12 protein-coding genes, 1 tRNA gene and 1 pseudogene are annotated in these 14083 nt (G+C 69.3%); 9 read left to right on the plus strand and 5 right to left on the minus strand.

Annotated features, from left to right (window positions below; genetic code table 11):
• The 6 genes and pseudogenes from EAO71_RS39985 to EAO71_RS10765 form a co-directional block, all read left to right on the plus strand.
• Positions 1 to 227: pseudogene (locus EAO71_RS39985) on the plus strand (thioesterase); the annotation flags it as partial.
• Positions 228 to 261: 34 nt separating this feature from the next.
• Positions 262 to 1497, plus strand: coding sequence for a branched-chain amino acid ABC transporter substrate-binding protein (locus EAO71_RS10745; RefSeq protein WP_147977515.1), 1236 nt, complete (start codon positions 262 to 264; stop codon positions 1495 to 1497).
• Between the two features lie 106 nt (positions 1498 to 1603).
• Positions 1604 to 2536 carry a branched-chain amino acid ABC transporter permease gene (locus EAO71_RS10750; RefSeq protein WP_147977516.1) on the plus strand — a complete coding sequence of 311 codons (933 nt, stop codon included), beginning with the start codon at positions 1604 to 1606 and terminating at the stop codon, positions 2534 to 2536.
• Between the two features lie 5 nt (positions 2537 to 2541).
• Positions 2542 to 4290: a branched-chain amino acid ABC transporter permease gene (locus EAO71_RS10755; protein ID WP_147977517.1), complete on the plus strand. Its 1749-nt coding sequence runs from the start codon at positions 2542 to 2544 to the stop codon at positions 4288 to 4290.
• A 5-nt stretch (positions 4291 to 4295) separates the two neighbouring features.
• On the plus strand, positions 4296 to 5336 hold the full coding sequence (locus EAO71_RS10760; protein WP_147979218.1) for an ABC transporter ATP-binding protein: 1041 nt from the start codon (positions 4296 to 4298) through the stop codon (positions 5334 to 5336).
• Complete coding sequence (locus EAO71_RS10765; protein ID WP_147977518.1) at positions 5333 to 6049, plus strand: ABC transporter ATP-binding protein; 717 nt, start codon at positions 5333 to 5335, stop codon at positions 6047 to 6049. The genes EAO71_RS10760 and EAO71_RS10765 overlap by 4 nt, the downstream gene beginning before the upstream one ends.
• Before the next feature lie 90 nt (positions 6050 to 6139).
• Here the strand turns inward: EAO71_RS10765 and EAO71_RS10770 are convergent, their stop codons facing one another.
• Positions 6140 to 6823 (minus strand): response regulator, encoded by a 684-nt coding sequence (locus EAO71_RS10770; RefSeq protein WP_261992089.1) that lies wholly within the window; start codon positions 6821 to 6823, stop codon positions 6140 to 6142.
• 114 nt (positions 6824 to 6937) lie between these two features.
• Here EAO71_RS10770 and EAO71_RS10775 point away from each other — a divergent pair.
• Together EAO71_RS10775 and EAO71_RS10780 are read left to right on the plus strand one after the other, a co-directional pair.
• Positions 6938 to 7012: transfer RNA gene (locus EAO71_RS10775), tRNA-Leu, on the plus strand.
• 111 nt (positions 7013 to 7123) lie between these two features.
• Positions 7124 to 7906 carry a helix-turn-helix domain-containing protein gene (locus EAO71_RS10780; RefSeq protein WP_147977519.1) on the plus strand — a complete coding sequence of 261 codons (783 nt, stop codon included), beginning with the start codon at positions 7124 to 7126 and terminating at the stop codon, positions 7904 to 7906.
• 72 nt (positions 7907 to 7978) lie between these two features.
• On the opposite strand, the gene EAO71_RS10785 is transcribed toward EAO71_RS10780, so the two are convergent.
• From EAO71_RS10785 to EAO71_RS10795, 3 genes are all read right to left on the minus strand, one after another.
• Positions 7979 to 8932 (minus strand): DUF4331 family protein, encoded by a 954-nt coding sequence (locus EAO71_RS10785; protein WP_147977520.1) that lies wholly within the window; start codon positions 8930 to 8932, stop codon positions 7979 to 7981.
• Positions 8933 to 8986: 54 nt separating this feature from the next.
• Positions 8987 to 10423 carry a pyruvate kinase gene (pyk, locus tag EAO71_RS10790; RefSeq protein ID WP_147977521.1) on the minus strand — a complete coding sequence of 479 codons (1437 nt, stop codon included), beginning with the start codon at positions 10421 to 10423 and terminating at the stop codon, positions 8987 to 8989.
• Positions 10424 to 10579: 156 nt separating this feature from the next.
• Positions 10580 to 11254 (minus strand): SIMPL domain-containing protein, encoded by a 675-nt coding sequence (locus EAO71_RS10795; protein ID WP_147977522.1) that lies wholly within the window; start codon positions 11252 to 11254, stop codon positions 10580 to 10582.
• Between the two features lie 133 nt (positions 11255 to 11387).
• Between EAO71_RS10795 and EAO71_RS10800 the strand changes: the two genes are divergently transcribed.
• Entirely contained in the window at positions 11388 to 13184 is a 1797-nt protein-coding gene (locus EAO71_RS10800; RefSeq protein ID WP_147977523.1) for a 5'-nucleotidase C-terminal domain-containing protein, read from the plus strand.
• Positions 13185 to 13223: 39 nt separating this feature from the next.
• On the opposite strand, the gene EAO71_RS10805 is transcribed toward EAO71_RS10800, so the two are convergent.
• On the minus strand, positions 13224 to 14083 hold an 860-nt coding region (locus EAO71_RS10805; RefSeq protein ID WP_147979219.1), incomplete at its 5' end, for a SidA/IucD/PvdA family monooxygenase.

Below are 14083 nucleotides of genomic sequence, written 5' to 3' on the forward strand. Positions count from 1 at the left end.
CACTCGGCGTCGACCTGCCGGCCCTCTTCTCGGCCGGGCACCTCGGCAACCGGATGGGTGTCCAGATCGTCGAGGCGTCCGCCGAGCGGGTCGTCGGCACGATGCCGGTGGAGGGGAACACCCAGCCCTACGGTCTGCTGCACGGCCCAGTACCACCAGTCACCCCAGTACGGCCCGGCCACTCACAAACGGCACCTCCAGCTACACAGCTTCACGGCACCGCCTCAGCTCGAGGGGGCCGCGCCAGGGAAAGGATTCATCGTGCGACGTCGTTCCTTGCTCATCCTCACCACCGTGATCACCACGGGGGCCCTCACCCTTTCCGCCTGCGGTTCGCGCGACGACAAGGGCGGCAGCAACAACGACTCGAAGGGCACCACGACCGTCGTCATCGGCGTCGACGCGCCGCTCACGGGTTCGCTGTCCGCGCTGGGCCAGGGCATCAAGAACTCCGTGGACCTGGCGGTCCAGACCGCCAACAAGAACAACGAGGTCCCCGGGGTCACCTTCAAGATCGAGGCCCTCGACGACCAGGCCGTCCCGGCCTCCGGTCAGGCCAACGCCACCAAGCTCGTCGGCAAGAAGGACGTCCTCGGCGTCGTCGGCCCGCTGAACTCCGGCGTCTCCCAGCAGATGCAGGGTGTCTTCGCGGCGGCCAACCTCGCGCAGGTCTCCCCCGCCAACACGAACCCCTCGCTCAGCCAGGGCGACAACTGGGGCAAGGGCGAGTTCAAGCGCCCCTTCCCGACCTACTTCCGCACCGCCGCCACCGACGTGGTCCAGGGCAAGTTCGCCGCCCAGTACCTCTTCAAGGACGCCGGCAAGAAGAAGGTCTTCGTCGTCGACGACAAGCAGACCTACGGCGCCGGCCTCGCGGCCATCTTCTCCGCCGAGTTCACCCGCCTCGGCGGCAAGGTCGTCGGCACCGACCACGTCACCGTGAAGGAGACCGACTTCTCCTCCACCGCCGACAAGGTCAAGGCCTCCGGCGCCGACTCCGTCTACTTCGGCGGCCAGTACCCCGAGGGCGGCCTGCTCTCCGACCAGATCAAGAAGACCGGCGCCAAGATCCCCACCATGGGTGGCGACGGCATCTACGACCCGGCCTTCATCGCCGCGTCCGCCGAGGCCAACGACGGTGACCTCGCCACCTCGATCGGCTACCCGGTCGAGAAGCTCGACACCGCCAAGAAGTTCATCGCCGACTACAAGGCGGCCGGCTACAAGGACGCGTACGCGGCCTACGGCGGCTACTCCTACGACGCCGGCTGGGCGATCATCCAGGCCGTCAAGGCCGTCGTCGCCGCCAACGACGGCAAGGTCCCGGCCGACGCCCGCGCCAAGGTCACCGAGGCGCTCGGCAAGGTCTCGTTCGACGGTGTGACCGGCAAGGTCTCCTTCGACGAGTTCGGCGACACCACCAACAAGCAGCTCACGGTCTACAAGGTCGAGGGCGGCAAGTGGATCGACGTCAAGAGCGACACCTTCAACCAGTAGTCCTCACGCTCTGACCTCGTCCTGACCAAATGAACCAAGCCGCGCGAGGGCGCAAACAGCGCCCTCGCGCGGAGTCTTATCCGACACGCTCATCGGAGGCCCTGCGGTGAACGAACTGCCGCAACAGCTGGCCAACGGCCTTGCCCTCGGTGCCCTTTATGGCCTCATCGCCATCGGGTACACCATGGTCTACGGCATCGTCCAGCTCATCAACTTCGCCCACGGCGAGATCTTCATGATCGGCGGCTTTGGCGCCCTCACCACCTACACCGCTCTCCCAAGCGGCACCTCCCTGCTGGTGGCGATCCCGCTCATGATCCTCGGTGGCGCGATCGCCTCCGTGGCCGTCGCCACCGCAGCCGAACGGTTCGCGTACCGACCGCTGCGCAGCGCACCACGGCTCGCCCCCCTCATCACCGCCATCGGCCTGTCCATCGCGCTCCAGCAGCTCGTCTGGCAGTTCTACCCGGACGCCAAGAAGGCCGTCAGCTTCCCCGAGTTCCAGGGTGACGCCTTCAAGCTCACCGAGAGCCTCTCCATCCAGCGCGCCGACGCCTTCGTGCTCGTGCTCGCCCCGCTCTGCATGCTCGCCCTCGGCGTCTTCGTCTCCAAGAGCCGCAGCGGCCGCGCCATGCAGGCCACCGCGCAGGACCCCGACACGGCCAAGCTGATGGGCATCAACACCGACCGCATCATCGTCATGGCCTTCGCCATCGGTGCCGCGTTCGCCGCCGTCGCCGCCGTCGCCTACGGCCTCGACAAGGGCCAGATCAACTTCGAGATGGGCTTCATCCTCGGCCTCAAGGCGTTCACCGCGGCCGTCCTCGGCGGCATCGGCAACATCTACGGAGCCATGGTCGGCGGCGTCGTCCTCGGCCTCGCCGAGTCGCTCTCGATCGCCTACATCGAGGACATCCCCGGCATGCAGCAGCTCGGCGGTGGAGCCTGGTCCAACGTCTGGGCGTTCGTACTCCTCATCGTCGTCCTCCTCGTCAGGCCCCAAGGCCTGCTCGGCGAGCGCGTCGCGGATCGGGCGTGAGAACCATGACCACAGACACCACGGCCCAGACCCTCGCCCCGGCGAAGCAGAGCACCACCTCCGCCGGCCTGCTCTACACGATCCTCGGCGGCTCCGTCGCCACCATCGTCAGCGCCTTCCTCGCCTGGACGTGGACCACCGACTTCCCCGGTGACCTCACGATCTACGGCTACCCGGCGCCGCTCCAGCTCCTCACCCTCGTCGGAGGCGTCCTCACCGCCGTCCACGCGCTCGCCGCGCTCGGCGTCAAGGGCTTCGGCTGGCTCACCCCCACCGGCTCCCGCAAGGCCCTGTGGATCCTGGCCCTCGGCACCTTCGCCACCACCCTGTTCACGACGATCTCCATCGTCTGGGAACTCGGCGCCCTGGTGGACCTCGAGCCCGGCGCCGGCTTCGCCGTCGTCGCCGCCGCCATCCCGGCCGTCGCCGCGTACAAGCTGCCCGACGACACCCGCCGGGCCGCCCCCGCCAAGGCACTGCCCTCCTGGGCCGAAATCCTGATCATCGCCGCCGTGTTCGCACTCGGCCTCTACGTGATCACCTTCGGCATCGACACCGAGGACAGCGAGCCCCAGCTCTTCATCGCGTACCTGATCATCGTCGGATTCGCCTCGACCGCCCTCCTCAAGTCCGGGCTCGTCGCACGCGTCTCCGCGATCACCGCGAACAACCGCCAGGTCACGATCATCGCCACGATGGCCGCCGCGATCGCCTTCCCGTTCATCCAGCAGAGCGGCGACACCTACACCCTGATCGCGGTCAACATCCTCATCTTCGCGACCGTCGCCCTCGGCCTGAACGTCGTCGTCGGCCTCGCCGGCCTGCTCGACCTCGGCTACGTCGCCTTCCTCGGCGTCGGCGCCTACACGGCCGCCCTGGTCTCCGGAGCCACCTCCTCCGCCTTCGGGGTCCAGTTCCCCTTCTGGGCCGCGGTCCTCACCGGCGCGCTCGCCTCGCTCGTCTTCGGCGTCATCATCGGCGCCCCGACACTCCGCCTGCGCGGCGACTACCTCGCCATCGTCACCCTCGGCTTCGGAGAGATCTTCCGCATCGCCATGGGCAACCTCGACGGCGTCTCCGGCCCGCAGATCACCAACGGCCCGAACGGCATCCCGAACATCCCGCAGCTGGAGTTCTTCGGCTACAACTTCGGGGAGTCCCACACCGTCCTGGGCGTCGAACTCGGTGCCTACGCCAACTACTACCTGCTCATGCTGCTGGTGATGGCGCTGGTCATCGTGATCTTCTCGCGAGCCGCCAACAGCCGCATCGGCCGCTCCTGGGTCGCCATCCGCGAGGACGAGACCGCCGCGACCGCCATGGGCATCAACGGCTTCCGGGTCAAGCTCATCGCCTTCGCCCTCGGCGCCACCCTCGCCGGCCTCGCCGGCACCATCCAGGCACACGTCAACACCACGGTCGTCCCCGAGAACTACGTCTTCGCCGGCCCCGTGCCGCCGAACTCCGCGTTCCTCCTCGCGGCCGTCATCCTGGGCGGCATGGGCACCGTCCGCGGCCCGATCCTCGGCGCGGCACTGCTCTTCCTGATCCCGGCCAAGCTGTCCTTCCTCCAGGACTACCAGCTGCTCGGCTTCGGCATCGCCCTCATCCTCCTCATGCGCTTCCGCCCCGAAGGCCTCATCGCCAACAAGCGGGCGCAGCTGGAATTCCACGAGAACGACGAACAGCCCGACGTGCCCGAACAGCGGCAATCCGCCGAGTCCGGCGTCGGCACCGCGAAGGCGGGGGCGTGAACGCCATGACGACCACCACCACGACCACCACGGCCACAGCCGCCACGGTCCTGGACGCCAGCGGCGTCACGATGCGCTTCGGCGGCCTCACCGCCGTCCGCGGCGTCGACCTCACCGTCCGCGAGGGCGAGATCGTCGGCCTGATCGGCCCCAACGGCGCCGGCAAGACGACCTTCTTCAACTGCCTGACCGGCCTGTACGTCCCCACCGAGGGACAGGTCAGCTACAAGGGCACCGTGCTGCCGCCCAAGCCGCACCTGGTCACCAAGGCCGGCATCGCCCGCACCTTCCAGAACATCCGCCTCTTCTCCAACATGACGGTCCTGGAGAACGTCCTCGTCGGACGCCACACCCGGACCAAGGAGGGCCTCTGGTCCGCGCTCCTGCGCGGCCCCGGCTTCAAGAAGGCGGAAGCCGCCTCCCGCGAGCGAGCCATGGAACTCCTCGAGTTCGTCGGCCTCGCCGACAAGGCCGAACACCTCGCCCGCAACCTGCCCTACGGCGAGCAGCGCAAGCTCGAGATCGCCCGCGCCCTCGCGAGCGACCCCGGCCTGCTCCTCCTCGACGAGCCCACCGCCGGCATGAACCAGAACGAGACCCGCACCACCGAGGAACTCGTCTTCGCCATCCGCGACAAGGGCATCGCCGTCCTCGTCATCGAGCACGACATGAAGTTCATCTTCAACCTGTGCGACCGGGTGGCCGTCCTGGTCCAGGGCGAGAAGCTCGTCGAAGGCACCTCCGAGGTCGTCCAGGGCGACGAGCGCGTCGTCGCCGCCTACCTGGGCGAGCCCTTCGAAGGCGCCCCCGGCGCCGCCGAGGCCGCCGAGGTCGAGGCCGCCGAAGCCCACGCCGAGACCGCCGGCGCAGCGGCCGAGCCGGAGACCTCCACCGAGGCCACCGACGACACCGCCACGGACGAGACCCCCGAGGACGAGGCCCCCGAAGCCCCGGCCGACGAGGCCCCGGCCGACACTCCGGACACCACCCCGGAGACCTCGTCCGACGACGCGGACAGCACCAAGAAGGAAGGAGACTCCAAGTGACCGCACTCCTCGAGGTCGAGGACCTCCGGGTCGCCTACGGCAAGATCGAGGCCGTCAAGGGCATCTCCTTCTCCGTCGAAGCCGGCCAGGTCGTCAGCCTCATCGGCACCAACGGCGCGGGCAAGACCACCACCCTGCGCACCCTCTCCGGGCTCATCAAGCCCACCAGCGGCAAGATCACCTTCGACGGCCAGGAGCTCAACGGCATCCCGGCCCACAAGGTCGTCTCCCTCGGCATGGCCCACTCCCCCGAGGGGCGGCACATCTTCCCGCGCCTCACCATCGCCGAGAACCTCCAGCTCGGAGCCTTCCTCCGCAAGGACAAGGACGGCATCGAGAAGGACGTCGAGCGCGCCTACGACCTCTTCCCGATCCTGGGAGAGCGCCGCAAGCAGGCCGCCGGCACCCTCTCCGGCGGCGAGCAGCAGATGCTCGCCATGGGCCGCGCCCTGATGTCCCAGCCCAAGCTGCTCATGCTCGACGAGCCCTCCATGGGCCTCTCCCCGATCATGATGCAGAAGATCATGTCGACCATCGCCACGCTCAAGGCCGAGGGCATGACCATCCTGCTCATCGAGCAGAACGCCCAGGCGGCGCTCTCGCTCGCGGACTACGGCTACGTGCTGGAGGTCGGCAAGATCAAGCTGTCCGGCACCGGCCAGGACCTGCTCCACGACGACGACGTCCGCAAGACGTACCTCGGCGAGGAGTAGGCCACCCGGCCCACACGAACGGAAGGCCCGCCCCACAACGTTGTGGGGCGGGCCTTCCTCGCGTCGCGGACACGCGCGACGCACACGTTCCTACTGCTGGCCCTTCGCGGCCTTCTTCTCCTCGGCGTCCTCGATGACCGCCTCGGCGACCTGCTGCATGGACATCCGGCGGTCCATCGACGTCTTCTGGATCCACCGGAACGCCGCCGGCTCCGTCAGGCCGTACTGCGTCTGCAGCACGCTCTTGGCACGGTCCACCAGCTTCCGCGTCTCCAGACGCTGCGAGAGGTCCGCGACCTCCTGCTCCAGCGCCTTCAGCTCCGAGAAGCGCGACACCGCCATCTCGATCGCCGGCACCACGTCGCTCTTGCTGAACGGCTTCACCAGGTACGCCATCGCGCCGGCGTCCCGCGCCCGCTCGACGAGGTCGCGCTGGGAGAACGCGGTGAGCATCAGGACCGGGGCGATGGACTCGCCGGCGATCTTCTCGGCCGCCGAGATGCCGTCCAGGACGGGCATCTTGACGTCGAGGATCACCAGATCGGGCCGGTGCTCCCGGGCGAGCTCGACGGCCCGGGCACCGTCGCCGGCCTCGCCGACCACCGAGTAGCCGTAGTCCGCGAGCGAGAGCGCCGCCTGGGCGTTCTGCTCGATGAGCAGGATGGTCATGCCCTCGGCCTTGAGCGTGGCGATGGTCGACATGATCTTCTGCATCATGATCGGGGAGAGGCCCATGGAGGGCTCGTCGAGCATGAGCAGCTTGGGCTGGGACATCACTCGGGGGCGGTCACGGGGGCTCCTCGTTGCGGGCAGGTACTGCTCCCCTGAGCCTACCTAGCTCCTGTAAAGTGGTGATCCGCAGGGCCTCCGTGGTCCTGCGTTTCCAAGGCCCCAGTACTCCAACTGGTCAGAGAGGCCGCTCTCAAACAGCGGACAGTGTGGGTTCGAATCCCACCTGGGGCACTTTTCCTTCGAATCCAAGGTTGCCGCCCGCTGGGCCGGCCCTTCACTCACATCGGTGAACGCCTCCTGACGGGGCACCGGGCGAGGCCGTCGTCGGCCAGGCTCGCAACCGTGTACGACCTCGAGACGCGCAAGCGGGCCCTGGCCCTGATCGCCGCCGGACACAGTCTCAACGCGGTGAGCCGGCAGACCGGCATCTCCCGCCAGGCCGTGCGCGCCTGGCGCGAGCGGCTCGAACCCCTCCCGCGGATCGGCGCGCAGGCAGAACCGTGCCCGAGATGCCGCCCGTCACCGGGACCACCGGACGACCCCGCCGCCTACTCCTACCTCCTGGGGCTCTACCTCGGCGACGGCTGCATCAGCGACCATCCCCGGGGCGGCCACCACCTCCGCATCGCCTGCGCGGACGCCTGGCCCGGACTGATCGAGGCGTGCCGCGAGGCGATCCTGTCGGTCCGGCCCCGAGGCAGCGTCTGCGTCCTGCGGAAGCAGGGGTGCGTGATGGTCACCAGCTACGGCCGGCACTGGACGTGCCTCTTCCCCCAGCACGGCCCGGGCCGGAAGCACGAGCGGCGGATCGTGCTCGACGGCTGGCAGCGGGAGATCGTCGACGCGCATCCGTGGGCGTTCGTCCGCGGCCTCGTCCACTCCGACGGGTGCCGGGTCACCAACTGGACGACCCGGCTCGTCGCCGGCCGGCCCAAGCGCTACGAGTACCCCCGGTACCTGTTCACCAACAGGTCGCACGACATCCGCGGCCTGTTCTGCGACGCGCTCGACCGTGTGGGCGTGCGGTGGACGACCCTCACCCGCGACGGTGAACCGCTCAACGTCTCCGTCGCCCGCAAGGCCTCCGTCGCCCTCATGGACCGGCACGTGGGCCCCAAGTACTGACGACGGGGCCCGCGACCGGATCCAGGGCGTGTTGCGAGGGTCCCGCCGGCCCCGCGACGCCTGGCACGCGCCCTAGTGCGGCGTCCCCAGGTAGGGGAAGTGCGGCAGCAGGTCCGTGTGGGGGCCGATGTGGTCCGTGGGGATGCGGCCGTTCGAGATCATCGCGAGGCGCGCGGACGTCACGTCGTCCGCGAGGGCGCGGCCGTTGGGGTAGGCGGCGGGGTGGGTGCGGTCGAAGCGGAGGATGTCTGGGAGGACGGTGCGCAGGGCTTCCTCGGCAGCTTCGGGGGTGTAGCCGCCGGTGTGGGCGAGGGCCGCCTTCCAGGGGGTGAGGTAGGTGGCCCGGTCGTCGGCGGGTTCGCCGGCGTTGTAGGCGGCCTTGGCGTCGTCGGCGTTGAGGTAGGCGGTGAGGGAGGGGTGGGCGCCGCGGTCGACGGAGACGAGGTCGCCGTCCTGGTGGACGCTGACGCGGGCCCAGACGCCGATCTCGGGGTCGTCGCCGAGTTCGGAGTCGGGCATTTCCAGGGCGATGCCGAAGACGTTCTTGTCGGCTCCCCAGTCGGTGCCGGTCCACCGGAAGTCGGCGAGGATGCCGTCCAGGTCGGCGAAGAAGGGGTCGCTGCGCAGGCCGGCGGAGACCTTGTAGTTGAAGGCCTCGCTGACGGAGAGTTCGCGGCCGAAGGAGACGGGGGCGTCGATGAAGAGGGGGGTCCCGGCGGCCTCGTGGGCGCGGGCTTCGGGGCCGGTGGCGCGGTGGACGGTGAGGGTCTGTTCACCGTCGTCGGCGGGGGTGGAGAAGGTGAAGCTGAAGGCGATGTCCGCGTGGTCGTCGCCGTCGGTGTCGACGTTGATGCGGTAGACGGCGTCGGGGTGGAAGGCGGTGCCCCCGCTGGGTGCGAGGGGGTTGACGTTCATGATGAGGGCGGTGCGCCCGCCGGGGACCGTGAAGGCGAAGAGGTCCGTGAGGTCCAGGCGGGCGTCGTCCAGGGGGGAGCGCAGGTGGGGTCCGCTGAGGTGGTGTGACATGGCGTCACCTTGGCGGCCCGGCGGGGGTGTCGTGCGGCGACGGGGCCGCGGGCGTCACTCCTTCGGGCTGTCGTCCTCGCCGATGTGGTGGACGCGGACGAGGTTGGTGGAGCCGGGGACGCCGGGCGGGGAGCCGGCGGTGATGACGACGATGTCGCCCTTGTTGCAGCGGCCGATCCGGAGGAGTTGTTCGTCGACCTGGGCGACCATGGCGTCGGTGGAGTCGACGTGCGGGCCGAGGAAGGTCTCGACGCCCCAGGTGAGGTTGAGCTGGGAGCGGGTGGCCGGGTCGGGGGTGAAGGCGAGGAGGGGGATGGGCGAGCGGTAGCGGGAGAGGCGCTTGACGGTGTCGCCGGACTGGGTGAAGGCGACGAGGAAGCGGGCGCCGAGGAAGTCGCCCATCTCGGCGGCGGCGCGGGCGACGGCGCCGCCCTGGGTGCGGGGCTTGTTCCGTTCGGTGAGCGGGGGGAGGCCCTTGGCGAGGACGTCCTCCTCGGCCGCTTCGACGATGCGGCTCATGGTGCGGACGGTCTCGATGGGGTATTTGCCGACGCTGGTCTCGCCGGAGAGCATGACGGCGTCGGTGCCGTCGATGACGGCGTTGGCGACGTCGGAGGCCTCGGCGCGGGTGGGGCGGGAGTTGTCGATCATCGAGTCGAGCATCTGGGTGGCGACGATGACGGGTTTGGCGTTGCGCTTGGCGAGTTTGACGGCGCGCTTCTGGACGATCGGCACCTGTTCGAGGGGCATTTCGACGCCGAGGTCGCCGCGGGCGACCATGATGCCGTCGAAGGCGGCGACGATCTCCTCGATGTTCTCGACGGCCTGCGGCTTCTCGATCTTGGCGATGACGGGGAGGCGGCGGCCTTCCTCGTCCATGATGCGGTGGACGTCGTCGATGTCGCGTGCGCTGCGGACGAAGGAGAGGGCGATGACGTCGGCGCCGGTGCGGAGGGCCCAGCGGAGGTCGTCGATGTCCTTCTCGGAGAGGGCCGGGACGGAGACGGCGACTCCGGGGAGGTTGAGTCCCTTGTGGTCGGAGACCATGCCGCCTTCGATGACGCGGGTGTGGACGCGGGGGCCGTCGACGGAGGTGACTTCGAGGGTGACGCGGCCGTCGTCGACGAGGATGCGTTCGCCGGTGGTGACGTCGGTGGCGAGTCCGTCGTAGGTGGTGCCGCAGGTGTGGCGGTCGCCTTCGTGGGGTTCGACGGTGATGGTGAAATCGTCGCCGCGTTCAAGGAGTACGGGGCCTTCGCGGAATCGTCCGAGGCGGATCTTCGGGCCTTGAAGGTCGGCAAGGACGCCGACGCTGCGGCCGGATTCGTCGGAGGCTTTGCGTACGCGCTGGTAGCGCTCCTCGTGTTCGGCGTAGGTGCCGTGGCTGAGGTTGAACCGGGCTACGTCCATTCCGGCGTCGACCAGTGCCTTGATCTGGTCGTACGTGTCGGTGGCGGGTCCCAGGGTGCAGACGATTTTGGCTCGGCGCATGGTTCGAGCCTAGGGCTTACCGGTGGGTAGTGAGCGGGCTCGGCATGACTGTCCAACAACCTTTGCGTGAAAGGTTGTTGACAAGTCTTGAATATGTGCGGGCGGGTGCTCCGATGAGCGTTCCGCGGGGTGGGAAGAGGGGCCGCCTTGCGGGGTTCAGAGCTTCGGCGGGTTCATCGTGAAGCGGGCCGCAACCTCGGCGGTGACGGTCTGGCGCTGGGGTTCGAGGTCCATGGGGGGCGGGGTGTCCACGGTTTCGGCCGCGAACGACATGCGCGCCCCGCCCATGGACGCGGCGGGCGGGACGAGTCCGGTGTCGGAGAGTTCGAGGAGTGCGGCGAGTCCGGTGCCGAGGGCTTCGGCGTAGGCGCGGGCACGCAGGACGGCCTCCCCCACGGCCTGGCGGCGGGCCTCGGCGTGTTGCGGGGAGTCGGGGCGCAGGGCCCACCACGGGCCGTCGATCCGGGTCTGGTCGAGGTCGGCGAGGCGGGTGGTGAGTTCGCCGAGGGCGGTGAAGTCGTTGAGCTCGGCGGTGAGGTGGACGCGGCCCTGGTAGGCGCGGACGCGTTCGCCCCGGCCGTGGCGGGCGGGCTCGGGTGCGAGGGAGAGGGCGCCGGTCTCCAGTTTCTCGACGGCGTCGCCGTAGGACCTGACGAGGGCGAGGGCCTCGCCGTTGCGGCGGGTGAGGTCGGCGAGGGTGGCGGCGCGGTCCGTGCCGCGGGCGCTGACGGTGATCCCGATGCGGGCGATCTCGGGGTCGACCTCCAGGCGTGCCTCTCCGCGGACCGTCACCTGCGGTGCTTCCGGGGTCGGGTGGTGTGCGGTCGTCACGGGGGCTCCCTGCTGCGGTCGGCGGCTCGGCTTCCGAACACTTTCCCACTCCGTAACCCGGGAGGTCTGTTGCCGACGTGCGGTCTGAGCCAGAATCTACGCGCGTTGTGCACCACTGAACCAAGGAGAACACATGCCGCTGAACCGTCGGACGTTCCTGGAGACCTCCGCCGTCGTCGGGGCCGGAGCCGCCCTGTCCGCGGGGGTCGCCGCCCCCGCCCAGGCCCACGGACATCGCCCGAAGCCGGCCAAGCGGTACTCCTTCACCGTGATGGGCACCACCGACCTGCACGGCAACGTCTTCAACTGGGACTACTTCACGGACAAGGAGTTCGACGACAAGGCGCACAACGACGTCGGCCTCGCCAAGATCTCGACGCTGGTCGACCAGGTGCGTGCGCTCAAGGGCCGCCGCAACACGCTGCTCATCGACGCGGGTGACACCATCCAGGGCACCCAGCTGTCGTACTACTACGCCAAGGTCGACCCGATCACGCGCAAGGGCGGGCCGGTCCACCCGATGGCGCAGGCCATGAACGCCATCGGCTACGACGCCGCGGCCCTGGGCAACCACGAGTTCAACTACGGCATCCCGGTGCTGCGCAAGTTCGAGGAGCAGTGCGACTTCCCGCTGCTGGGGGCCAACGCGCTGGACGCGAAGACGCTCCGGCCGGCGTTCCCGCCGTACAGCATGCACCGGCTGTGCACGCCGCACGGCCGGGACGTGACGGTGGCGATACTGGGCCTGACCAACCCCGGTATCGCGATCTGGGACAAGGCCAACGTCACCGGGAAGATGGTGTTCCCGGGGCTGGAGGAGCAGGCGGCGAAGTGGGTGCCGAAGCTGCGTTCGATGGGTGCGGACGTGGTCGTGGTGTCGGCGCACTCCGGTTCCAGCGGGACGTCCTCGTACGGTGACCAGCTCCCGCACGTCGAGAACGCGGCCGGTCTCGTCGCCGAGCAGGTGCCGGGCATCGACGCGATCCTCGTCGGGCACGCGCACACCGAGATCCCCGAGTACCGGGTGAGGAACAAGGAGACCGGCAAGGACGTCGTGCTGTCCGAGCCGCTGAAGTGGGGGCAGCGGCTGACGCTGTTCGACTTCGACCTGGTGTGGGAGAAGGGCCGCTGGACGGTCGAGAAGGTGGCCGCGCAGGTCCTGAACTCCAACACGGTGGCGGAGGACCCGGAGATCACGGGGCTGCTGGCGGACGAGCACAAGAAGGTCGTGGCGTACGTCAACCAGGTCATCGGCGCGTCGACCGCGGCCATGACCACGGTCGAGGCTCCGTGGAAGGACGAGCCGATCATCGACCTGATCAACCACGTCCAGGCGGAGACGGTGAAGGAGGCGCTGGCGGGTGGCGCGTACGCCGGGCTGCCGGTGCTGTCCCAGGCGTCGTGCTTCTCCCGTACGGCGGCCATCCCGGCCGGTCAGGTGACGATCCGGGACGCGGCGGGGCTGTACGTCTTCGAGAACACGCTGGAGGCGCGTCTGATGACGGGCGCCCAGGTGAAGGACTACCTGGAGTTCTCGGCGCGCTACTACGTCCAGACGCCGGCCGGCGCGCCGGTGGACACGGCGAAGCTGACGAACGCCGACGGAACGCCGGACTACAACTACGACGCCGTGTACGGGGTGACGTACGAGATCGACATCGCCAAGCCGGTGGGGTCGCGGATCGTGAACCTGTCCTTCGGCGGGAAGGCGATCGACCCGGCGGCGGAGTTCGTGCTGGCGGTGAACAACTACCGGGCCAGTGGTGGCGGTGCGTTCCCGCACGTGGCGAACGCGAAGCAGCTGTGGGCGAACTCGGACGAGATCCGCAACACGATCATCCAGTGGGTGAAGGCGAAGGGGACGGTCGACCCGGGCCAGTTCGCTTCGGTGGACTGGAAGCTGACCCGGGACGGTGTGCCGGTCTTCTAGGCATGTGATCGGCGCGGCGCGGTGCCGCGCGCCGCGCGGTCAGTTCTGTGTGAGAGGCGTCAGCGCCTGGCCCTGGGCCGGGATGCGTGGCGCCTCTCGCCGTTCCAGGCCGAAGCTGGTGAAGGCGGTGCGGCGCGGGAGCGGGTAGGGGTCCTTGCCGGTGAGGGAGTTGAGGATGGTCGCGCTGCGCCAGGCGGCGAGTCCGAGGTCGGGGGCGCCGACGCCGTGGGTGTGCTTCTCTGCGTTCTGTACGTAGACGGAGCCGGTGACGGAGTCGTCGAGGACGAGCCGGTACTGCTCGTCGATCCTGGCGCGTCCGGCCGAGTCGTGGCGGAGGTAGGGGTCGAGTCCGGCGAGCATGCGGTCGACGGGGCGTTCGCGGTAGCCGGTGGCGAGGACGACGGCGTCGGTGGTGAGGCGGGAGCGGGCGGACTGCTGCAGGTGTTCGAGGTGGAGTTCGACCTTGGTGGTGGCGACGCGGCCGGCGGTGCGGACGCGGACGCCGGGGGTGAGGACGGCGTCGGGCCAGCCGCCGTCGAGGGTGCGGCGGTAGAGCTCGTCGTGGATGGCGGCGATGGTCTCGGCGTCGATGCCCTTGTGGAGTTGCCACTGGCGGGGGACGAGTTCGTTGCGGACGGGCTCGGGGAGGGCGTGGAAGTAGCGGGTGTAGTCGGGGGTGAAGTGTTCCAGGCCGAGCTTGGAGTACTCCATGGGCGCGAAGGCGTCGGTGCGGGTGATCCAGTGGATCTTCTCGGCGCCGGCGGGGCGGGCGCGCAGCAGGTCGAGGAAGATCTCGGCGCCGGACTGGCCGGAGCCGATGACGGTGACGTGTTCGGCGGCGAGGAGCCGTGTGCGGTGGTCGAGGTAGTCGGCCGAGTGGATGACGGGGACGCCGGGGG

Origin of the sequence: Streptomyces sp. MS191 (genome assembly GCF_008042125.1) — a bacterium.
In the GTDB taxonomy this organism is placed as follows: domain Bacteria; phylum Actinomycetota; class Actinomycetes; order Streptomycetales; family Streptomycetaceae; genus Streptomyces.